We start from the raw sequence: 21148 nt of genomic DNA on the forward strand, positions 1-21148 counted from the left end.
AGTGACTACTTAAGCAGTAAGAATGCAGTAAATTATCGACAGACATGGAAGCCAGTTTAGCATGCTTTGTGGTGTCGGCTCCAGCGTCAGTCAGTGACGCGACAGCACGTTATCAAGCTGTAAATAGGCTTGCTTGCCGAAAAGATATACGCATAATCAAGGTACGCATAGGCAAAGGTAGTCAATGATGTCAGGGATGCACTGGGCTAAAGTCGCAACCGCGCTGTTAGGGATAATGCTGATTAGCGCTTGTGAGCCAACCGACAAGCGCCGAGCCACCGAGAGCGATGCCGTGTCAGCACCGGCGCTACACTTATCGGCGCTGTTAAAAAGCCCTAACGATAAGCGCGAGTACGCCAGTATGACCTTAGCTAACGGCTTACAGGTGCTATTGGTGTCTGATCCGCAGGCGCAGCAATCGGCGGCGGCGTTGGCTATCGATGTCGGTAGCGCTGATGACCCTGACCAGCAGTTGGGTTTAGCACACTATTTAGAACACATGCTGCTATTGGGTAGCGAACAGTTCCCGCAAGCCGACAGTTACAGCCGTTTTATGGCCGCTAACGGCGGCTTACATAATGCGGTCACCAGCCACGATCACACCAGTTATAGTTTGCGGGTGAATCACGACGCCTTGGCCGAAGCTTTAAGTCGTTTTGCCGACTTGTTTATTGCGCCGACATTTGCTTCACAATATGCCGAGAAAGAACGCCATGCGGTGGATGCCGAATGGCGCTTAAGACGCGAGTCAGACAGTTACATGATGTATGCGTTGGATGCGCACCTGCTGAATCCTAAACACCCGCTATCGCGGTTTCGCATCGGTAACTTAGAGACGCTGTCGGATAAACCGGATCAGTCGTTACAGCAGGCGTTGCTGACCTTTTATCAGCAGCATTACTCTGCCGAGCGCATGGCATTAACCGTCATTAGTCCGCTGTCGTTATCGCAGTTACGTGACCTGGTTGCGCCTCGATTTAGCGCTATTCCAGAGCGGCAAACAGTTGCGACTGAGCTGACGCAGACCGCTATCACGCCTGCACAGCAGGGCTTATTTATCCATTATCGTCCGCGCATCGATAAGCAGATGTTGTTTATCGACTTTCCGATCAGCGATAACAGCCGTGATTTTAAAGCCAAGCCCAACCGCTATGTGACCTACCTACTAAATTCAGAGATGCCCGGTACGCCTGCGCCGATGCTGCGCCAGCAAGGCTTAATTAGCCAGTTAAGTGCGACCGCTGAGCCGCGCTTTTATCACAATAGCGGTCGTTTACGGATAGCCGTCGAGCTCACCGACCAGGGCTTGGCGCATTATGACCAAGTCATCGCGACCTTGGTGAGCTATCTGCAGTTACTGCGTCAGACGGGGCCGCAGCAAGCTTACGCCGAAGAGATAAAGACCGCCTTACAAAATCAGTTTCGTTTTTTAGAAAGGCAGGAGCCGTTTCAGTACGCCACCGAACTCTCGGCTAAGCAGTTACATCTACCCTTACAACACGTACTTGATGCCGATTATAACTTCAGCGACTTTAACCCAGACGCGATCAGCGGCGTTCTGCAGCAACTGACCTTGGAGCGCGCACGGATTTGGTTAGTGGCACCATCACTGGCCGTCGATAAGCATTTACCGTTTTATTCGGCAGCTTATCGGCAGCAACCGATCAGCAATACTCAGCGACAACGCTGGCTGACGCTCGCAGAGCAACAGCAGTTGCAATTACCCAGCGTCAACCAACTGCTGCCTGAAGACTTTGAGATTTACTATCAACCCGAAAAAGCGCAGCTAAAGCCAGTTGTCGAGCAAGCAAATGTTAGTGTTTGGCTGTCGGCGAGCCATTATATGACACAGCCGCGTGCCGAATTGGCGATACAATTGAATAGTCGTTTGCCTTATCAATCGGCGCGGCATTGGTTAGCAAGCCAGTTATTGTTGCTCTTGTTTGAACAACAGCAACAAGCACTAAGCGATGAAGCTCGTATCGCTGGCGTACAATTTAGCGTCAGTGTGGTGAACGGTATCTTGTTTCGATTGAGTGGTTTTAGTGATAAGCAGCCGTTATTGGCGACACGCTTAATGACGGCACTACAGCAAGTCGCCATCAACGATGCCTCGTTGCTTAACGTTAAACAACAGTTGCAGCAGCGCATTGATAACCGTGATAAAGCTTATCCCATCAATCGCGCCGCACAACAGCTGAGCAGCCTACTTAAAGTGCCGGGCTGGTCCGATCAACAGCTACTCGAGCAATTGACGAGTATCGATGTTGATGATGTGCGCGAATTACAGCAGCAGTTGTTGCAGCATAGTCAGTTACGCCTGCTCGCATTGGGTAATTTGACCGCTCCCCGCTTACGCCAATTGAGCTTAACGCTGCAGCAGCAATTACCTGCGGCGTCAGCCGCGGCGAGCGTTTTTCAGCAACCGGTGTTGACACCGAGTCGCGCTCAGCAGGTGAGTTGGCAACAACGCTCCAGTGGTGACGACAATGTCATGCTGGATGCTTATATCAGCTTGTCGGACGATATCACTGATCACGCGACGACGTTATTATTAAGTCAGCTACTATCTACCCCGTTTTATCATCAGCTACGTACCGAGCAACAACTGGGCTACGTGGTTGGGGTTGAGGCCTCGCGTGTAGGACGTCGCGCCATGTTGTATTTTTATTTACAGTCACCGCAAGCGTCGTTGGCCGCTGTTGGTCAGCAGTTTGTTGAGTTTTATCAACAATATGGACAACGTATGGCACGACTGCAGGACGCCGAATTCGAACAGTATCGCGACAATTTATTGCAACAGTTACAGCAGCAGCCGCAAAACCTTGGCGAGGAATTCGAACCGCTGCTTGACGATTGGCTCAGCGCTGAATTACCTCAGCGTTATCAACAGCGATTGATTGCGGCCGTACAGCAACTGCGCAAAGTTGATGTGCAGCAAGCTTACCAACGGCTATTGCTCGAGCAGCAAGGCTTTCGGGTGTTGTTACAGTTGCGAGGACAGGCACAAGCCAGTTCGCCTTGGTACAAAGCGGATGGTTTGACCGTGCTGCCTAATATTGAAGCCTTCCAACAGCGCCTACCAAGGCATTAGCTGGCATCAAGTTGTAAGTAATCGCGCCAAAAACTGGCAGATAACTGGCTGATCACGCGTGATTCCGCGTTTAGTAGCACCGCAATGCCTACGCGGTGCTGTTTTGAGTAGCTCATATCACCGACAAAGCCTTTCACCCAGCCGCTGTGATAAATCAGTGTTTCATCGTTATCTAATTGATAGATACGCCAACCCAAGCCGTAGTGCGCGTCGTTCATAAAATTGTGCCAGACCGCGCGATGAGTCTCGCGCTTTGAATGAACTTTCGGCGTACTCAGTTGTTGTAGCGATTGTGGTGATAACACCCGCGGATAATAACCCTGTTGGGCGATCAACCATTGCCCCATATCGCTAATGCTGGCGTTGACGCCGGCGGCGGATGGTACTTGATAGTACTCTGGGGTAACGTGTCCGGCAATCCAGCCATAGGCCGTTTTTAGGTGAGGCGTAGCGCGGTCGCTGGTGGCTAAAAAAGCGTCCATACCGACCGAAGCATCGTGCATACCCAGTGGTTGTAGCACCCGTTGCTGCAACGCCATCTCATAGGGTTGCTGAGTTATTGCTTCTAAAACCGGTTCGATAAACGCAAAAAGTACATTTTGATAACTGTAGCACTGACCAGGCGGGCAAAAGGGTTGTAAGGTGGCAAAGTTGTCGAACATTTGCTGCGGCGGAATGTTGGCCTCTAAAATGTTATCGAAAGCATTCGGCATCAGCCCCGAACTTTGTGATAACAAGTGTTTAATGGTGAGTGCATCACTGTAGCGTTGCTCTTTAAAACGCAGTTGTGGCACATAATCGGTCACGTGCGTTTGCCAGCTCAGTTGGCCTTGATCGACTAGCAAGGCGGTTAGGCTGGCGGCGAACGATTTTGATAGCGATGCTAACCGAAAAACGGTATGTGTGGTTAAGGGTTCGCGAGTTTTCTTGTCGCGTACGCCAACGGCTTGCATAGCCACAATATCGTTACCATAAGTGATCACATAAGCGCCGCCTGGAACGTTGTAGGCGGTTAACAGGTCACGAAAAGTACGATCAAAGCGATGTGCGACTTCTAAGGTGTAAAACTTTTGTCGCTGATACTCACGAGCGTGACTGGGATTGAGTTGGTGATCGAGCCGCTGCCATAATTCTACTTTGACATTAGCGGCGTTTGCGGTGTGATGAAATAGCACACTGCAACAAATGGTAAAGACGACATACAACGTCGCGCGGGACAACACCACAGATCGCAACTCCTCTGTTAAAGTGGACGCGCATCATACGGTATTTGCCCCTCGCGCAAAAGCCAAATGCTCTAAAACGAGCTTACAGCAGCTTCTGTAAGGCAGCTAAAGCTTGGTCATAATTGGGTTCTTGGCCAAGTTCAGGCACCAACTCTTGATAGCTGATTTTGCCTTGCTGGTCGATAACAAAGATAGCCCGGCTGAGTAGCCCCATATCTTTGATCAATACACCGTAGCTCTCACCGAATGAGCGCCATACTGCATCTGACAACACTTGCATGGATTCGATTCCCTCGGCGCCACAAAAACGTTTTTGCGCAAAAGGCAAGTCGGTGCTGATGGTCACCAGTGTTACGGCTTTGGGTAATTCTTCTACCGCTTGGTTAAAGTGCTTGGTTTGAATCGAACAAACGCCGGTATCAATGCTAGGCACTACGCTGATGAGTAACGGCTTATCGTTGAGATCGGACAAGCTAACGGGTTTAAAGCTTTGATCGACGACGGTGAACGTCGGTGCTTGATCGCCGACCTTAACTGCATGACCAAGCAGCGTTAATGGCTTACCTTGTGCGGTGACTTGCTGCTGATGAGCAACCGGTAATTGCTGCGCTAGCGCGCTGGAAGAGAGCAAACCACCGATGGCAATGGTGGCGGCTAAGCTGATGGATTTTAGCATAACGGTTTTACCTTGTGAGTTAACAACGTTAAAAAGCAGACTTGCGCGAATACTATCGTCGCTTAATACGTTAGCCGATGGCTAGCCGGATTACGCTACACAGTTTATGCATTCTCGGCAAGCCACGCGTGCAGTTGTGCGGAGTCGATGCCGTAGCTATCCCAAAAATGCTCAAGCTGCTGATCGAAGCGGCCGCGATAATGCCGATAGGTGTCTACGATCAGTTGCTGTTCGCGACGTTCAAAGAGCAGTTCAGCGGCCAACAAGTGTTGCTTTAATTGCTGCTCCGCTAGCGGCGTCAGCTCGGTGCGTTGCCAGTGCCGCCGCTGCTCCCGAAACTGCGCAGTATTAACGCCCTCGGCGCGCTGTGCCAGTTGTCGCCACAACTGACTATCTTGTGCTAGGCGATGGCGTTGGCAATAGCCAGTAAACAGCAACAGGTTAACGTTAATCCCATAGGTCTGTTGCCAGCTTAACAACTGCTCGGCATTACCGGGCTGGCTGTAGCGATGGTAGCTATACTGCCAGAAACGACTGACGTCTAATACGGCGTTATTGCTCATTAAGTAGTTGCTCCAACGCCTGTTCAGCGGCCATCCACTCGTTTTCGGTGGCAGCCAGTTGTTGGCTTAGGCGGGCTTGTTCAGCGAGTAAAGCTTTCAGTTGTTGCTTGGCTTCATCGCTATATAAGCTGCTGTCGGTCAACTGCTCGTTGAGCGTCGTTAGTTGTGCCTCGTAAGTCGCGATATCAGCCTCGTATCGGGCAATACTATCGCGCAGCGGTTTGCTTTTTTGGCGCAGCTCGGCGGCGGCTCGTTTTTCCGCTTTACGGTCGGTTTTAGCGGCGCTAGCGTTGTCAGTGGTCGCTGCATCGCTAGTGCTGTGGTTGTCCGCTTTAATGACCGCATTGGCTGATTTTTTGGCTTGTTGTTGTAACCAGTCATGGTAAGCGTCTAAATCGCCGTTGAAAGGCGCTACCTTACCTTCGGCGACCAAGTAAAATTCGTCAACGCTGGTGCGTAACAAGTGTCGGTCGTGCGAGACCAATACCATGGCACCTTCAAATGACTGTAAGGCCATGACCAATGCTTCGCGCATACTCAAATCTAAGTGGTTAGTGGGTTCGTCCAACAGCAGTAAGTTGGGACGCTGATAGACTAATAGCGCTAATACTAAGCGGGCTTTTTCGCCACCAGACATGGGTGCTACGGCAGCGGTAGCGGCGTCGCCGGAAAAACCAAAACCGCCAAGGTAGTCCCGCAACTGCTGTTCGCTGGCGTGACTATCTAAACGCTGTAAATGCAGCAGCGCCGACGCTTGTGGGTCGAGTAGTTCTAGCTGATGCTGGGCAAAATAGCCGATGCGCAACCCGGGGTTCAAGGTAATTTCACCGGCTTGCGGCGCTAACTGCTGTGCCAGCATTTTTACCAAAGTCGACTTACCGGCACCGTTGCGACCTAATAACCCAAAGCGGCTACCAGGTACCAAATTGAGCTGAATTTTTTCTAGAATGACGTTATCGCCGTATCCGCCTTGCACATCGCGCAAACTGATTAATGGGTTAGGCAGTTTATCGGCGGCTTTGAAGGCAAAGCTAAATGGGTTGGCGGCGCGTAAAGGTGCCTCGCTTTGCAAGCGCTCTAACGCTTTTAAACGGCTTTGTGCCTGCCGCGCCTTGCTGGCTTTATAGCGGAACCGATCGACATATTGTTGTAAATGAGCGCGCATTGCTTGCTCTTTTTCGAACTGACTTTGCTGTTGCGCCAGTTGTTCGGCTCGTTGCCGTTCAAATTGCGCATAGTTACCGTTATAACTATGGCAGCGTTGATGTTCAATATGAATGATTTGGTTGACCGTATTGTCTAAAAAATCACGGTCATGTGAGATCAAAATAACCGTGCTGTCAGTTTGCTTTAGCCAATCTTCTAGCCAAAAAATAGCATCCACATCCAAGTGGTTTGTGGGCTCATCTAACAGCAATAAGTCGGCCCGAGCAATCAGCGCTTGCGCCAAATTCAAACGCATTCGCCAGCCGCCCGAAAAGGCGCTGACAGGTTGTTGTAATTGCGCTTGTTGAAAGCCTAACCCAGCGAGTAAAATAGCAGCTCGGGCTTCAATATCGTAGCCTTGAATGGTGGCTAGTTGCTCGTGCAGGTGGCCAAGTTGTTCACCGTCATTTGCCAATTCTGCTTGTTTAATGGCTTGCTCAATACGACGGTAATCTGCATCGCCATCAATCACGTAAGCTAAAGCAGAGCATTCAAGCGCGGGAGTTTCTTGGGCAACGCTAGCGATTCGCCACTGTTTAGGGACGTGGCAGTGACCACTGTCGGCTTGGATTTGGTCACGCAATAAGGCAAATAGCGACGACTTTCCGCAGCCATTTCGTCCCACTAACCCCACACGGTGGCCGGGAAAAATGTTAAAATCGCTGTGTTCTAAGAGTATGTGACCACCACGCATCAGCGTGAGATCGCGTACGTCGATCATAATTTAAGCTACCTACGCTGAAAGCCAATGCGCGCATGATACCGAAAGCGCTGGTTGGGTGCGAGAGGGCAAGGTAGTTTTATGCAGTTATAGAGGTTAGCCGTGGCACGTCAAAAAAAGCGTTTTATCGCCGGAGCAACTTGTCCAAAGTGTCAATCAATGGACACATTAATGTTATTTTTCGAAAATAACATCGAACAAGTGGAATGTGTAAACTGTCACTACCGTATGAGTGAGCCGAAAGCTCAGGGCGGCGGCAGTCAGCGCCAGTTCGACCAAGTCATTGGCGTTTTTAAACCGGACAACGACGCCTAGGTAGGCGAATTATTGACGGCATGGATGACGCCGCAATTGGTCATTAACGCAGGAGGCGAGCTGAATATGGAAACCGAATTAGACACCATTACGACTCGACTGCCGCAGGTAATCTATCAAGCACAAACCATCCGTGCTGGTGAACAGGCTGCCGCCAAGCAATGCGGTGTGAGCATGAATCAACTCATGCTAGCGGCGGGTCATGCGGTATTTGAGTGGCTGACACAGGTAGCGCCAACGCTATCTGGCCAACGAAACATCAAGCGGGTCGTGGTGTTGTGCGGGAAAGGTAATAACGGCGGCGATGCTTACATTGTTGCTCGGTTGGCCTTGCAACGTGGTTATCAGGTCACCGTTTATGCCACTGATGAAGTCAGTGACGGCGCGCAAGCGGCGTATCAGGCTTGGCGCGATAGTGGTGGACGGCAATTAGCGTTAACTGAGTTCAACACCGAAGTCGATGCCGACGTTATCGTCGATGGTTTATTGGGTAGCGGCTTACAGGGTGAGGTGCGTGAACCCTATGCCAGTGCCATCAGCGCCTGCAATGCTCACCCTGCCTTGACCGTAGCGATTGATCTACCCTCTGGCCTGAGCGCCGATAGCGGGCAGCCTTTAGGGTGTGCGCTGCGGGCAGATGCGACTATCACCTTTATTGGTTTATTTGCCGGACTGTTCACGGGCGCCGGTGCGGATTATTGCGGTCAGATATTTTTTGCTGGACTTGGCGTCAATGACGCTTTTGACGCTCAGCAAGCGGCTTGGCTGCAGCGCTATCAACCGCAGCTGCCGTTATTGCCTCGGCGCGCAGCGGCATCGCACAAAGGTAGCCACGGGCATGTGTTGATTGTTGGCGGACAGCCGGGAATGAGTGGCGCGGTAACGTTAGCGATGCAAAGTGCGTTGCGCGCTGGCGCGGGTAAAGTATCGGTGGCGTGTCATCCCCAGGTACAAGCCATTGTGGCTGGGGGGATGGTGCAGGGCGTGGCCACGGTAGAGGCGTTACAACCGATGCTGAAGCAGGCCGATGTGGTGGTGCTGGGTTGCGGTTTAGGGCAAACTGATTGGGCCGAACAGTTATGGCGGGCGGTCATCGATAGCGGTAAGCCATTGGTTATCGATGCCGATGGCTTACAATGGTTAGCACGTTATCCGCGTCAATTGCAGTCAGCGATACTCACCCCTCATCCTGGTGAAGCAGCCACTTTATTAGGACGTGATACGGCTTGGGTGCAACAGCAGCGAGTTGAGGCGGTGCAGCAGTTGCAGCGGAACTTCGGTGCGCATTGCTTGCTCAAAGGTGCGGGTAGTCTAGTGGCGACTCGGCGTGCTAGCTACCTTGTCGATCGCGGCAGCGCGGCGCTGGCGGTAGCTGGCATGGGGGATTTACTAAGCGGTATAATTGCGGCGCTTTGGGTGCAAAACAGGAAGACGGCGCAAAACCTGAGCGGGGCGCAACTTGATGAAGCGCAAGCTATGGACAATGACGAGCTTGTTGCGCAACAGGCATTGCTAACCGCGGTGTGGCTGCACGCCGTTGCTGGCGAAAGGGCTGCAGAGCAGGGCGCCAGAGGCACCTTGCCTAGCGATTTATTAGGAATAATCAGACAGTTGGTTAATTAACATATGCAAGTTATCTGGGCCCTTGATGGTGAACATGAAACCCTAACGGTCGCGCGGCGTATGGCTGAGCTGATAGACAAACCGTTGGTGATTTATTTATATGGTGATTTGGGTGCCGGTAAAACCACCTTTAGCCGTGGCTTCATTCAGGCGCTGGGTCATGAAGGCGCTGTGAAAAGCCCAACCTACACGCTGGTAGAGCCTTATCAGTTGGTGCCGTGGCGCATTCACCATTTTGATTTGTACCGTTTAGCCGACCCTGAAGAATTAGAGTTTATGGGCATTCGCGATTATTTTGCCGACGATACCCTGAATTTAATTGAGTGGCCGCAACGCGGTGAGGGCTGGTTACCAGCCGCAGACCTTGCTATAAACTTAAGTTATCAGCCGCAAGGGCGGCAGATGCTTGTCGACGCGCTAACCGACAACGGTCAGGAACTACTAAAACAATTATTATGAAACGCTGGCTTTTATTAATCTTGCTGTGCTTACCCACAGTTCAGGCCGTGGCCGCCAATGACATTCAGAGTGTCCGGGTGTGGCCGTCGCCGGATAAAACTCGCATCGTGTTCGATTTGAGCGCGAAGCCCGATTATAGTTATTTTACCTTGTACGATAGCCAGCCTTACCGCTTGGTTATCGACTTTCGCGACACTGAGCGTAAGGCAAGCCTAACGAACTTGGGTGAAGAATCGTTGCTCGTCAAAAAGGTGCGCACAAGTTCGCCCCAGTATGCCAACAGCACGCGTATTGTGATTGAACTGAACAGTAAAAGTCAGCCAGAAGTCTTTTCGTTGCCCGCTAACGAGACTTACAGCGACCGATTAGTCGTTGATTTACCGGGGGAGTCGGTGCGACGAACCGGACCAGCTAAATCGGTGGATGAGCTGAAAGAGCGGGTGGTTACGGTCGCCATTGATGCCGGTCATGGCGGTGATGATCCGGGCTCAATTGGTCCGTCAGGGACCTACGAAAAACACGTCGTATTGAAAATTGCGCAAGCGTTGGCGACCCAGATCAACAACGATCCGGGGATGCAGGCTTATCTAGTACGTACCGGTGATTATTATTTAACTCCCGATAGTCGCCCAGAAAAAGCTCGTGAAGCCAAAGCCGACCTGTTTATCTCGATTCATGCCGACGCCTTTACCTCGCCCGGACCTAATGGCGCGTCGGTTTGGGTCTTGTCGAAGCGGCGTGCTAATTCCGAAATTGGTCGCTGGCTAGAAACCCGCGAGAAACACTCTGAGCTATTGGGTGGAGCGGCGGAAATTTTGCAGGGCAACGATAGCGAATCTTATTTGGCGCGCACCTTGCTCGATATGTCGATGGATAACTCAATGGCGGGTGGCTATAACGTAGCCAATGAGATCATTGATGAAATGAAACGTATTACCCGGATGCACAAAAGCAAGCCGCAAGCGGCCAGCTTTGCGGTGCTGAAATCACCGGATATTCCATCGATTTTGGTTGAGACAGGTTTTATATCTAACCCGCGTGAAGAAAAAAACTTATTGAGCCGTAATCACCAAAATAAACTCGCTAGCGCGATATACAACGGCGTGCGTCGTTATTTTGTACAAAATCCGATCGATGGGACTTACTTCGCTAAGCACCGTTCGACGCGTCATATCGTTAAATCGGGAGAATCGTTATCGATCTTGGCGCAGCGCTACAATACCTCTATATCGGCAATTAAAAGCCACAATAACTTGCAATCGACGGTGCTGAAGATAGGTCAGGTACTCGAGATACCGGCGTCGTAATGATGATTCAGTTATTACCAACAGAACTAGCCAACCAAATCGCGGCTGGCGAAGTGGTTGAACGACCGGCGTCAGTGGTTAAAGAACTGCTAGAGAATAGCTTGGATGCTGGCGCTACCGAGTTACAGATCGATATTGAACAGGGCGGCGCTAAGCGGATTCGCATTCGTGATAATGGCGCGGGTATTGCCCGTGACGAACTAACCCTGGCCTTAAGCCGCCACGCCACTAGCAAAATCAAAAGTCTGGATGATCTGGAGGCTATTTTGTCGCTGGGTTTTCGTGGTGAAGCATTAGCCAGTATCAGTTCGGTATCGCGCTTACGCTTGACATCAAAACCAGCGCAGCAAGCGGAAGCGTGGCAAGCTTGGACCGAGGGACGCGACATGCAGGTGCAGATTGAGCCTGCCGCACATCCCGATGGTACCACTATCGACGTACAAGACTTGTTCTTTAATACGCCGGCGCGGCGGAAGTTTTTACGAACCGAAAAAACCGAATTTAATCACATTGATGATGTCATCAAACGTATCGGTTTGGCGCGCTTTGATATTGGTTTGACGCTACGCCATAACCACAAGGTGATACGTCAATTTCGTGCTGCCGGCTCCGAGCAACAGCAGCTCCAGCGAGTCGCCCAGATTTGTGGCAAAAACTTCGCCAGCGAAGCTTGTCGATTGACACTAACTAGTGGTGATTACCAGTTGGACGGCTGGGTCGCGGCACCGCAACATTGTCGCCATCAAGCCGATGTACAGTATTTTTACGTTAACGGACGGATGCTACGCGATCGGCTTATTTTACACGCGCTGCGACAAGCGTATGGCGAATGGCTTGGTGACGAACGTTCGGCGACATTTGTGTTGTACCTGACGTTACCTGCTGCCGACGTTGACGTGAATGTGCATCCAGCCAAACATGAAGTCCGGTTTCAGCAAAGTCGGCAGGTACACGACTTTATTTATCAAGCGGTACGGCAGGCGCTACAACAGAGTCTACCCACGCCTGCGCAGGAGCCGGTAGCCAATGTTGCTGCGCACCAATATCAAACTCAGCCTAGCAGCGAAGCTGGCGAGTTGCGGGTGGCCGGACGTTCGCCCTTACCGGCGGCTTTTACTGGCAGCGGTAGCGGCACCGGTAGCGGCAGCAAACCCAGCTATAGCCAGACTCCGCAGCGGCCGCTGGGGCAGGCCGATTGGACCGCTTTAGCCGATGCTGGACCGAGTTCTGCTACACCTAAGCACCATCATGCCGATGCGAATGCCTCTGCACCAGCGACATCGACTGCAGATTGGCGGCCGCTGTCGGTACTGAATGGTTGCTGGTTGTTGCTACAGCAGCAATTGCCATCAGCGTCACGCTTGGCGTGCCTAGATTTGGTTAGCGTCGCGCAACATTGCCAACGGCGCCAACTACAACAACAAATTACTCAAACCGGGTTAAGCGGACAACCGTTACTACTGCCGGTGACCTTGCGTGATAGCGCTGTTAGCCAAGCGTTAGCGGCGGTCGACGGCAAGCTGTTGGCACGCTTAGGTGTGTTATGTCAGCAACGTGCTGAGCAAGTTACGGTGCAACAAATGCCGGCTATGTTGCGGCAGGGGGATGTGACCGCATTACTGTGGCAATTGCTGCAATACCTGCAGGGTGTCTCCACAGTACCGGATACGCTGCTCGATTGGTTAGCCGAACGCGCCACGCCAGCACAGTTCCGACAAACTCAGGCAGAGCATTGGTGTGAGTATTGGCAGCAACAGCTACAGGCTGATACGGAGTATCTGGTTGAGCTTGCCTTACCTGCAGTCATGGAGCAAAATCATGCATCAGACTGATGCTTATGCGGTGTGTATTTATGGTCCGACGGCGGCTGGCAAAACGGCGTTATCGCTGAGTTTAGCCGAACAACTTAACGGCGAAATTGTGTCGGTCGATTCGGCACTGGTGTACCGCCACATGGATATTGGTACGGCGAAGCCTTCTGCCGCTGAACAAGCGCGCGCGCCGCATCATCTATTAGATATTTGCGATGCGGCGGAAAGTTATTCGGCGGCCAATTTTGTTAGCGATGCGCAGGCCTGTATCGCCGATATAATCAGTCGTGGCAAAGTGCCCATTCTGGCCGGTGGCACCATGCTATATTTTAAGGCGCTATTGGAAGGCTTATCGCGTTTACCGGAGGCCGATTGGCAATTGCGTAAAGAACTGCAACAACAGGCCGATGAGCAAGGGTTGGCGGCCTTACATCAACGCTTGCAAGCGATTGACCCGGTCAGTGCTGCGCGTATTCACGTGAACGACCCGCAGCGCTTATTGCGAGCGCTGGAAGTTTATCTGTTGAGTGGGCGCAATTTAACGGAACTGACGGCAGAGCGTGAGGGTCAACTGCAATTACCGATATTGCAAATTGCGTTGGCACCAGCGCAGCGTAGTGACTTACACGAACGCATTGCACAACGCTTCCAGTTAATGTTGCAAGCGGGCTTTGAGGATGAAGTCCGAGCATTATATCAGCGCGGTGATTTACATCTGGATATGCCGTCCATGCGCTGTGTTGGTTATCGACAAATGTGGCAATATTTGACAGGTGAGCTAAGTTATTCTGAGATGGTTGAGCGTGGTGTTATCGCAACGCGACAACTCGCAAAGCGGCAATTAACGTGGTTACGGGGCTGGCCAGCGGTACATTGGTTAACGACTGGCGACCCGCAATTGGTTAATAAAGCCATGGACATTCTCGCGAGCAAGCCGAAAAGATTTAATAGTTAAGCTTGAAATTTGGGTCTATTAACCATAGATCAATTCTCGACGTCGATTCGTATTAGCCAAAACTTTGCATTATTTTTCGATGGTCTGGGATGAGAAAAGCTAATAATATCGTTAGCATATCAGTCGCGCATGCAAGTCTCGACAGATAGCTGACAGTGTTATGGTGCGCTCCGAGATTCTAAAAACAAAAAGGAAATTAGCAATGGCCAAGGGGCAAACGTTACAAGACCCATTTTTGAATGCGTTGCGCAGAGAGCGCGTTCCGGTTTCGATTTATTTGGTTAATGGCATCAAGTTGCAGGGCCAAATTGAATCTTTTGACCAATTTGTGATTCTGCTAAAGAATACCGTCAGTCAGATGGTTTATAAGCATGCGATTTCTACCGTTGTACCGGCTCGTATCCCGCAAAACTACCTGAGTCAGGGCGGCCAGTCGGCGGATGAAATGGAACACGCTAATTAATTCCCTAACCGTGGTTTGGAGGCAGTACTCGCTTGTTTGACAGGTATGAGAGTGGTGAACAAGCAATCCTTGTACACGTTGATTTACCCGCCGAAGTAGACCGTGAAGACTTATCCGAATTGAAGCTTCTGGTAAGCTCGGCGGGTGTAGAAACATTGGGTGTGGTCACCGCATCACGGGCATCTCCCAGCCCCAAGTTTTTTGTCGGGAGTGGCAAAGCAGAAGAGATAGCCGAACAAGTTAAGGCACTCAATGCTAATATCATTATCTTTAATCACGCCTTATCGCCAACCCAGGAACGTAATTTAGAGAAAGTCTGTGAATGCCGAGTGCTTGACCGCACCGGATTGATTTTAGATATCTTTGCCCAGCGCGCGCGTACCCACGAGGGTAAATTGCAGGTCGAGTTGGCGCAGTTACGTCATATTGCTACCCGTCTGGTGCGCGGTTGGACCCACTTGGAGCGGCAAAAAGGTGGTATCGGCTTACGCGGACCGGGCGAAACCCAGCTAGAAACCGACCGTCGCTTAATTCGTGGACGTATTAAGAATATTTTACGTCGCCTTGAGCGTGTGCAAAAGCAGCGCGAACAAGGTCGCCGTGCGCGTAAACGGGCAGAAGTGCCGACGGTGTCACTGGTGGGTTATACCAACGCCGGTAAGTCGACCCTGTTTAACCGACTGACGGCGTCAGATGTGTATGCCGCCGACCAATTATTTGCGACACTCGATCCGACCTTAAGACGTATCGATGTTGACGAAGTGGGACCGGTCATCTTAGCCGATACCGTAGGCTTTATTAGACATTTGCCGCACGACTTAGTGGCGGCCTTTAAAGCCACCCTGCAAGAGACCCAAGAAGCGGATTTGTTGCTACATGTGGTGGATGTTGCTGACGAGCAGCAACAAGAGAATATCGATCAGGTGGCCGAGGTTTTAGCAGAAATTGAAGCAGACCAAGTGCCACAGCTGCTGATTTGTAATAAGATTGATAAATTGGCTGAGGCGACGCCGCGCATCGATTATGACGATGATGGTAAACCACAACGGGTATGGCTGTCTGCGCAAAGTGGTGCTGGCACTGACTTGATTAGTCAAGCCCTGCAACAGTTGTTGGGGCCGTCGATGCATGACATGACGCTAAGTTTACCGCCAGCAATGGGTAAGTTGCGTGGTGTTTTGTATCAGCTTGATGCAGTGCTCGAAGAGCAGTTGACCGAGCAGGGTGAGTTAGCATTGCATGTGCGTATTGCCGATATCGACTGGCGTCGTTTATTAAAGCAGTATCAGGAGCAAGGCAAGGATTTAGAAGCCTATATTGATCGGCGCTAATTTGCTATTGTTCAGCTCAGAATTCTTATGTGCTTTTTAGGTGGAGTAACCCATGGCTTGGAATCAGCCGGGGAACGGCGGTAATAATAACGACCGTGACCCATGGAAAAATCAGGGTGGCCGCGACCAAGGCCCACCGGACCTAGACGAGGCAATGCGTAAGTTCTTTGCTCGTTTTGGGCTGGGTGGCAAAGGCGGTAACGGTGGTAGCAGCAGCGGCGGTGTGCCAATGAAAGGCATCGCGTTTATAGTGGTTATCGCCATTATTGTCTGGATTATCGCTGGCTTTTACACGGTAAAAGAAGCCGAGCGCGGTGTCATTTTGCGCTTTGGTCAATACCATTCGCAAGTCGAATCCGGCTTACACTGGCGCCCAGTGTTTATCGATACGGTCATTCCCGTTGACGTTAACAACGTGAAATCGCAAAGCACCAGTGGCTTTATGCTGACGCAAGATGAAAACGTAGTGCGAGTCGAGTTGGACGTGCAATACCGTGTCATCGAACCGCGTAACTACCTGTTTGCCGTAGTCGATGCCGACAACAGTTTGTCGCAGGCGACCGATAGCGCGCTACGTTATGTGGTGGGTCACACCACCATGGACGAAGTGTTAACCACTGGCCGTGAGCAAGTGCGTGCTGACACCTTAGATTTGTTAGAGCGGATCATCGAGCCATACAATCTGGGCTTACAGATCGTTGATATCAACTTGTTACCAGCGCGTCCGCCTGAAGCGGTGAAAGATGCCTTTGATGACGCTATCTCAGCGCAAGAGGATGAGGAGCGTTTTATCCGCGAAGCCGAAGCTTATGCTCGTGAAGTCGAGCCTTTAGCGCGTGGTCAGGTACGTCGGATGTTGCAAGAAGCGCAGGCTTATCGCGAGCAAATCGTGTTAGAAGCGCAGGGTGAAGTGGCGCGGTTTAACGAGCTGTTACCGCAATACGAAGCTGCACCGCAGGTTACTCGCGAACGTATTTACTTAGATACCCTGCAAGACATCTACTCAACCACCAGCAAAGTCTTGGTTGACGTCGACGGCAGCAGCAACATGTTGTATCTGCCATTAGATAAGATCCTTGAAAAACAAGGTGTCAGAAGCGGTAACCAAAGCCAAGTGCCAAGCTTGTCATTGCCTGATAACGTCAACAATGGCAGCAGCAACAGCAGTAACTCAAGCACGCCGCGCGATAGTAGTCGCCAAGTGCAGCGCTCGAGTGGGAGGGGCTAAGTCATGAAAAATTTAATAGCCGCCGTAGTGGTGTTACTGATCATTCTCGGTTTTTCATCGCTGTTTGTGGTGAAAGAGGGCGAACGCGCTATCGTTGTTCAATTTGGTAAAGTTGAACGTGATGCCGATTCCGGTGAAGCGCGGGTATTTGGACCCGGCTTGCACTTTAAATTGCCATTTATTGAGCAAGTGCGTCGTTTAGATGCACGTATCAAAACCCTAGACGGCGACCCTGATCGCTTTGTCACCAGTGAGAAGAAAGACTTGATCGTCGACACTTACGTGAAATGGCGTATCAACGACTTCGCTACCTACTATTTATCGACTAACGGTGGTAACCAGCTGCAAGCCGAAGCGTTATTGACGCGTCGTATTAACAGTGGTTTACGTAGCGAGTTTGGTAATCGTACGATTACCGATATCGTTTCTGGTGAGCGTGATGAGTTGATGCGTGATGCGCTGATTTCGGGAGCGGAAAGCGCGCGTGAGTTGGGCATTGAAGTATTAGATGTGCGGGTCATGCAGATCAACTTACCGAACGAAGTTAGCCAATCGATTTATCAGCGTATGCGTGCCGAGCGTCGTGCGGTAGCGACCGAGCACCGTTCGCAAGGTCGTGAGCAGGCTGAAATTATTCGTGCCGATGTGGACGCGCGAGTCACAGTGATGTTAGCCGATGCTCGTCGCCAAGCACGTGATTTACGTGGTCAGGGTGACGCTGATGCGGCAAAAATTTATGCCGACTCTTACAACCAAGACCCGGAATTCTTTGCTTTTATCCGCAGTATGGAAGCGTATAAGAAGTCGTTTGACGGTAATAACGATGTGTTAGTGTTACAACCGAATAGTGATTTCTTCCGATTCTTGCGTGATATGCAAGGTCAAGCCAGCAATTAAGCTCGCTTACAACTCATGCAAAACCCGCGACCCGTCGCGGGTTTTTTTATGGGCTGGTTTCGGCAACCGATGACGGTATACTGAAATCCATCACCGATCTTAAAGCTTGGATATCTGACATGTATAAGCAGCATTATCAGCGATTCTTACAATATCACCGCGATGAGCTTCATTGTGCGCCGCACAGCCATCATTATTGGCCCGATGTTACTTTTGATGCGCAACAATTGTATTGGTTAGATAGCGCCCGTGGTGCTGATGAAAAATGGCAAACTTTATTTTCTGAGCGGTTGCCCGCAGTGCAACAACAGCTGACCGAATTACTCGGTAATGCAAGTCCATCGCAATGGGTCTTTGCCAGCAATACGCACGAACTTTTATACCGCATCATCAGCTGCTTTGAGGCGACAAAGCCGTTACACATCGTTAGCACCGATGGCGAGTTCCATAGTTTTTCACGACAACTGGCGCGTTTGCGCGAGCGCCGCAACGTTAAAGTTTCGCTAGTACCCTGCCAGCCCTATGACAGTTTTGCCGAACGTTGGCAGGCAGCGACTCAGCAAGCCGACATTGATTTAATTTTTACCAGCCAAGTATTTTTTAACTCAGGCGTGATCGCTCCTAACTGGCAGCAATGGTTACCGCAAGTGGCTGATGACGTGGTGGTGGTGGTCGATGGTTATCACGGTTGTGGTGCCATCGATACCGACCTAAGCGCGTATGCCGACCGCATTTTTTATCTCGCCGGTGGTTATAAATATTTACAGGCGGGTGAGGGCTGCTGTTTTATGTCGGTGCCGCGTGATTGCCCGTTACGGCCAGAATATACCGGCTGGTTTGCCGATTTTGAACATCTTGAAGGGGCGCAGCCGGAACCGGTGCAATACGCCGAATCGGGACAGCGGTTTGCCGGTGCAACTATGGATTTTAGCGGTATTTATCGTTTGCATGCGGTGTTAGATTGGTGGCAGCGCGAGCAACTTAGCGTGGCGCGACAAAATCACTATATTGATGAACTTAAAAAGTCTTTTTTAAGCCATTTAAAAAATCTTGACCATCCGCTATTAAACGACAACAACCGCTTGCAACATCACGGACAAGCGCATGGACGTTTTTTCACCTACGAAATCAACGACAAAGACCAATTACAACGTCTGTATGAACGATTACTTGAGCAAGGTGTGAAGACTGACTATCGTGGCAACCGTTTACGTTTTGGCTTTGCTCTCTATCATGACCCTGATGACTATTGCCGCATAAAAGGGTAGAATCGCGTTTCGTTTTTTTAGGCGGGGTGAACATGGGTAAGAATGTAGTCATTCTCGGCACTCAATGGGGTGACGAAGGCAAAGGTAAAATCGTCGATTTATTAACAGATAAAGCGACCTATGTTGTACGTTATCAGGGTGGCCACAATGCTGGACATACGCTGGTTATCGACGGCGAAAAGACCGTACTGCACCTTATCCCGTCGGGTATCTTACGCGACAATGTGACCTGCATCATTGGCAACGGCGTGGTACTGTCTCCAGCAGCGTTGATGGAAGAAATCGACATGTTGGAAGCGCGCAACGTGCCAGTGCGCGAACGCTTGCTGATTAGCGAAGCCTGCCCACTGATTTTACCCTTCCATATCGAGCTTGATAAAGCGCGTGAAGCGGCCCGAGGCAAAAAGGCTATCGGTACCACCGGTCGTGGTATTGGGCCCGCATACGAAGACAAAGTTGCGCGCCGCGGTTTACGTGTGGGCGATTTATTTAACTTCGAGCAATTCGCCGATAAATTGCGTGAAGTGCTGGAGTACCATAACTTCACCCTGACGCAATATTACAAAACCGACGCAGTCGATTACGATCAAGTGCTTGAGCAATGTCGTGAAATGGCAACCATACTGAAGCCGATGATTGCCGATGTCTCAACTGTACTTGATAAAGCGCGTAAAGCCGGCGATGACATCATGTTTGAAGGCGCGCAGGGTACCTTGTTGGATATTGATCACGGCACCTACCCCTATGTCACCTCATCGAATACCACCGTTGGCGGTGTCGCCACCGGCGCAGGCTTTGGTCCGCGCTACATCGATTACGTATTGGGTATCGTTAAAGCCTATACCACCCGCGTCGGCAGTGGCCCGTTTCCAACCGAGCTCGACTGCGAAGTAGGGCAGCATTTGGGTGTTAAAGGTCATGAATTTGGCGCGACGACTGGCCGTAAACGTCGTACTGGTTGGTTTGACGCGGTAGCGATGCGTCGTGCCGTGCAAATCAACTCAATCAGCGGCTTTTGCTTGACCAAGCTGGATGTCTTAGATGGTTTGGACGAATTAAAGATTTGTACGTCTTATAAGTTATCGGACGGTAGCGTGAGCGAGTATCCGCCATTAGCCGCCGAAGATTACGAATTGGTCGAACCGGTTTATGAAACCATGCCAGGTTGGCAGCAAAGTACGGTGGGTATTACCGAACATAGCCAGTTACCGCCCGAAGCGTTAGCTTATATTGCCCGTATCGAAGCGTTAACCGGTGTCCCTGTAGATATCATTTCGACAGGCCCTGACCGCAACGAAACTATCGTCTTACGGCACCCATTTGCGGTCTAAAACGGTGGCCTTCAAGGCCACGTCAATAACCGTTTAACTGTTGCTTTTTCAGACACATCAACTAAAAAGTGAGCAGTTAAACGGCGTTCTTGAAAAAAATTGGCATTTTCTATTGCATCAGCAAAATCGATCCAATAGAATGCGCTCCACCTAACCGGGGTGCCGGCATAGCTCAGCTGGTAGAGCAACTGACTTGTAATCAGTAGGTCGGGAGTTCGACTCTCTCTGCCGGCACCAACTTAGAAAATTGCGCGGAGGGGTTCCCGAGCGGCCAAAGGGATCAGACTGTAAATCTGACGGCTCAGCCTTCGCAGGTTCGAATCCTGCCCCCTCCACCAGCAGTTTAGAACGGAATGAGGTGGCCCAGATCACAAGGCATGCGGGTATCGTATAGTGGCTATTACCTCAGCCTTCCAAGCTGATGACGTGGGTTCGATTCCCACTACCCGCTCCATTTAAGTGCTGATATAGCTCAGTTGGTAGAGCGCACCCTTGGTAAGGGTGAGGTCGGCGGTTCGAATCCGCCTATCAGCACCATTTTCCTGTTTCTGGCCCTCTTTGCATCGTCGTCGCGGTTGGTGAATCACTAACTGAACAATATCAAGCACGTGTTGAATAACACCGAAAGTTTGTTAAAGAGGCTGTCATGTCTAAAGAAAAATTTGAACGTTCGA

At 50.9% G+C, this 21148-nt stretch carries 17 protein-coding genes and 4 tRNA genes; 17 read left to right on the forward strand and 4 right to left on the reverse strand.

From position 1 onward, the window contains the following. The first annotated feature begins 184 nt into the window (after positions 1-184). Positions 185-3094 (forward strand): pitrilysin, encoded by a 2910-nt coding sequence (gene ptrA / locus A10D4_RS10570; protein ID WP_083849653.1) that lies wholly within the window; start codon positions 185-187, stop codon positions 3092-3094. On the opposite strand, the gene A10D4_RS10575 is transcribed toward ptrA, so the two are convergent. From A10D4_RS10575 to A10D4_RS10590, 4 genes are all read right to left on the reverse strand, one after another. Further along, positions 3091-4320 carry a serine hydrolase domain-containing protein gene (locus tag A10D4_RS10575; RefSeq protein WP_008489468.1) on the reverse strand — a complete coding sequence of 410 codons (1230 nt, stop codon included), beginning with the start codon at positions 4318-4320 and terminating at the stop codon, positions 3091-3093. The genes ptrA and A10D4_RS10575 overlap by 4 nt on opposite strands. An 82-nt stretch (positions 4321-4402) precedes the next feature. Beyond that, positions 4403-4996 (reverse strand): thiol peroxidase, encoded by a 594-nt coding sequence (gene tpx, locus A10D4_RS10580; protein ID WP_008489470.1) that lies wholly within the window; start codon positions 4994-4996, stop codon positions 4403-4405. A 104-nt stretch (positions 4997-5100) separates the two neighbouring features. Further along, positions 5101-5559, reverse strand: coding sequence for a DUF2390 domain-containing protein (locus A10D4_RS13715; RefSeq protein ID WP_008489471.1), 459 nt, complete (start codon positions 5557-5559; stop codon positions 5101-5103). Continuing rightward, entirely contained in the window at positions 5549-7486 is a 1938-nt protein-coding gene (locus A10D4_RS10590; protein ID WP_008489473.1) for an ATP-binding cassette domain-containing protein, read from the reverse strand. The genes A10D4_RS13715 and A10D4_RS10590 overlap by 11 nt, the downstream gene beginning before the upstream one ends. A 102-nt stretch (positions 7487-7588) precedes the next feature. On the opposite strand from A10D4_RS10590, the gene A10D4_RS10595 reads away from it, so the two are divergent. The 16 genes from A10D4_RS10595 to A10D4_RS10670 all read left to right on the forward strand — a co-directional run bounded on the left by A10D4_RS10595 (position 7589) and on the right by A10D4_RS10670 (position 21011). Next, the gene (locus A10D4_RS10595) at positions 7589-7801 is read left to right on the forward strand and encodes a YheV family putative zinc ribbon protein (RefSeq protein ID WP_040502864.1); all 213 of its coding nucleotides are present in this window, start codon (positions 7589-7591) and stop codon (positions 7799-7801) included. A 66-nt stretch (positions 7802-7867) separates the two neighbouring features. After that, a complete protein-coding gene (locus A10D4_RS10600; RefSeq protein WP_040502883.1) occupies positions 7868-9424 on the forward strand; it encodes a bifunctional ADP-dependent NAD(P)H-hydrate dehydratase/NAD(P)H-hydrate epimerase in 1557 nt (518 codons plus the stop codon). 3 nt (positions 9425-9427) lie between these two features. Next, entirely contained in the window at positions 9428-9883 is a 456-nt protein-coding gene (gene tsaE, locus A10D4_RS10605) for a tRNA (adenosine(37)-N6)-threonylcarbamoyltransferase complex ATPase subunit type 1 TsaE (protein WP_008489479.1), read from the forward strand. Beyond that, positions 9880-11190, forward strand: a complete 1311-nt coding sequence (locus A10D4_RS10610) for an N-acetylmuramoyl-L-alanine amidase (RefSeq protein WP_008489480.1) — start codon at positions 9880-9882, stop codon at positions 11188-11190. Before tsaE ends, A10D4_RS10610 begins: the two co-directional genes overlap by 4 nt. Further along, a complete protein-coding gene (gene mutL / locus A10D4_RS10615; protein WP_008489481.1) occupies positions 11190-13022 on the forward strand; it encodes a DNA mismatch repair endonuclease MutL in 1833 nt (610 codons plus the stop codon). Before A10D4_RS10610 ends, mutL begins: the two co-directional genes overlap by 1 nt. Continuing rightward, complete coding sequence (gene miaA, locus A10D4_RS10620) at positions 13009-13956, forward strand: tRNA (adenosine(37)-N6)-dimethylallyltransferase MiaA (RefSeq protein ID WP_008489482.1); 948 nt, start codon at positions 13009-13011, stop codon at positions 13954-13956. The genes mutL and miaA overlap by 14 nt, the downstream gene beginning before the upstream one ends. A 202-nt stretch (positions 13957-14158) precedes the next feature. Next, positions 14159-14419, forward strand: a complete 261-nt coding sequence (gene hfq, locus A10D4_RS10625) for an RNA chaperone Hfq (RefSeq protein ID WP_008489483.1) — start codon at positions 14159-14161, stop codon at positions 14417-14419. Positions 14420-14451: 32 nt separating this feature from the next. Then, entirely contained in the window at positions 14452-15750 is a 1299-nt protein-coding gene (gene hflX, locus A10D4_RS10630; RefSeq protein ID WP_008489485.1) for a ribosome rescue GTPase HflX, read from the forward strand. A gap of 52 nt (positions 15751-15802) precedes the next feature. After that, entirely contained in the window at positions 15803-16978 is a 1176-nt protein-coding gene (gene hflK / locus A10D4_RS10635; protein ID WP_008489486.1) for an FtsH protease activity modulator HflK, read from the forward strand. Between the two features lie 3 nt (positions 16979-16981). Next, positions 16982-17875 carry a protease modulator HflC gene (gene hflC, locus A10D4_RS10640; protein WP_008489487.1) on the forward strand — a complete coding sequence of 298 codons (894 nt, stop codon included), beginning with the start codon at positions 16982-16984 and terminating at the stop codon, positions 17873-17875. Between the two features lie 119 nt (positions 17876-17994). Continuing rightward, positions 17995-19143 carry an aminotransferase class V-fold PLP-dependent enzyme gene (locus A10D4_RS10645; RefSeq protein WP_008489488.1) on the forward strand — a complete coding sequence of 383 codons (1149 nt, stop codon included), beginning with the start codon at positions 17995-17997 and terminating at the stop codon, positions 19141-19143. Positions 19144-19175: 32 nt separating this feature from the next. Continuing rightward, positions 19176-20474 carry an adenylosuccinate synthase gene (locus A10D4_RS10650; RefSeq protein WP_008489489.1) on the forward strand — a complete coding sequence of 433 codons (1299 nt, stop codon included), beginning with the start codon at positions 19176-19178 and terminating at the stop codon, positions 20472-20474. A gap of 161 nt (positions 20475-20635) precedes the next feature. After that, positions 20636-20711, forward strand: a tRNA-Thr gene (locus tag A10D4_RS10655). 16 nt (positions 20712-20727) lie between these two features. After that, positions 20728-20812: transfer RNA gene (locus A10D4_RS10660), tRNA-Tyr, on the forward strand. Positions 20813-20853: 41 nt separating this feature from the next. Then, a tRNA-Gly gene (locus A10D4_RS10665) sits at positions 20854-20928 on the forward strand. A gap of 7 nt (positions 20929-20935) precedes the next feature. Continuing rightward, positions 20936-21011 (forward strand) — tRNA-Thr (locus A10D4_RS10670). The last annotated feature ends 137 nt before the right edge of the window (positions 21012-21148 follow it).

Origin of the sequence: Idiomarina xiamenensis 10-D-4 (genome assembly GCF_000299895.1) — a bacterium.
GTDB classification, from domain to species: domain Bacteria; phylum Pseudomonadota; class Gammaproteobacteria; order Enterobacterales; family Alteromonadaceae; genus Idiomarina; species Idiomarina xiamenensis.

Excerpts from the sequence above, each read along its gene's own strand:
- tpx (WP_008489470.1), bottom strand. The coding sequence starts at position 4,996 with ATGCTAAAATCCATCAGCTTAGCCGCCACCATTGCCATCGGTGGTTTG.
- A10D4_RS10590 (WP_008489473.1), bottom strand. The coding sequence starts at position 7,486 with ATGATCGACGTACGCGATCTCACGCTGATGCGTGGTGGTCACATACTC.
- hflC (WP_008489487.1), top strand. The coding sequence starts at position 16,982 with ATGAAAAATTTAATAGCCGCCGTAGTGGTGTTACTGATCATTCTCGGT.
- hflK (WP_008489486.1), top strand. The coding sequence starts at position 15,803 with ATGGCTTGGAATCAGCCGGGGAACGGCGGTAATAATAACGACCGTGAC.
- A10D4_RS10650 (WP_008489489.1), top strand. The coding sequence starts at position 19,176 with ATGGGTAAGAATGTAGTCATTCTCGGCACTCAATGGGGTGACGAAGGC.
- A10D4_RS13715 (WP_008489471.1), bottom strand. The coding sequence starts at position 5,559 with ATGAGCAATAACGCCGTATTAGACGTCAGTCGTTTCTGGCAGTATAGC.
- ptrA (WP_083849653.1), top strand. The coding sequence starts at position 185 with ATGATGTCAGGGATGCACTGGGCTAAAGTCGCAACCGCGCTGTTAGGG.
- mutL (WP_008489481.1), top strand. The coding sequence starts at position 11,190 with ATGATGATTCAGTTATTACCAACAGAACTAGCCAACCAAATCGCGGCT.
- A10D4_RS10610 (WP_008489480.1), top strand. The coding sequence starts at position 9,880 with ATGAAACGCTGGCTTTTATTAATCTTGCTGTGCTTACCCACAGTTCAG.
- hfq (WP_008489483.1), top strand. The coding sequence starts at position 14,159 with ATGGCCAAGGGGCAAACGTTACAAGACCCATTTTTGAATGCGTTGCGC.
- tsaE (WP_008489479.1), top strand. The coding sequence starts at position 9,428 with ATGCAAGTTATCTGGGCCCTTGATGGTGAACATGAAACCCTAACGGTC.
- A10D4_RS10645 (WP_008489488.1), top strand. The coding sequence starts at position 17,995 with ATGTATAAGCAGCATTATCAGCGATTCTTACAATATCACCGCGATGAG.
- A10D4_RS10600 (WP_040502883.1), top strand. The coding sequence starts at position 7,868 with ATGGAAACCGAATTAGACACCATTACGACTCGACTGCCGCAGGTAATC.
- miaA (WP_008489482.1), top strand. The coding sequence starts at position 13,009 with ATGCATCAGACTGATGCTTATGCGGTGTGTATTTATGGTCCGACGGCG.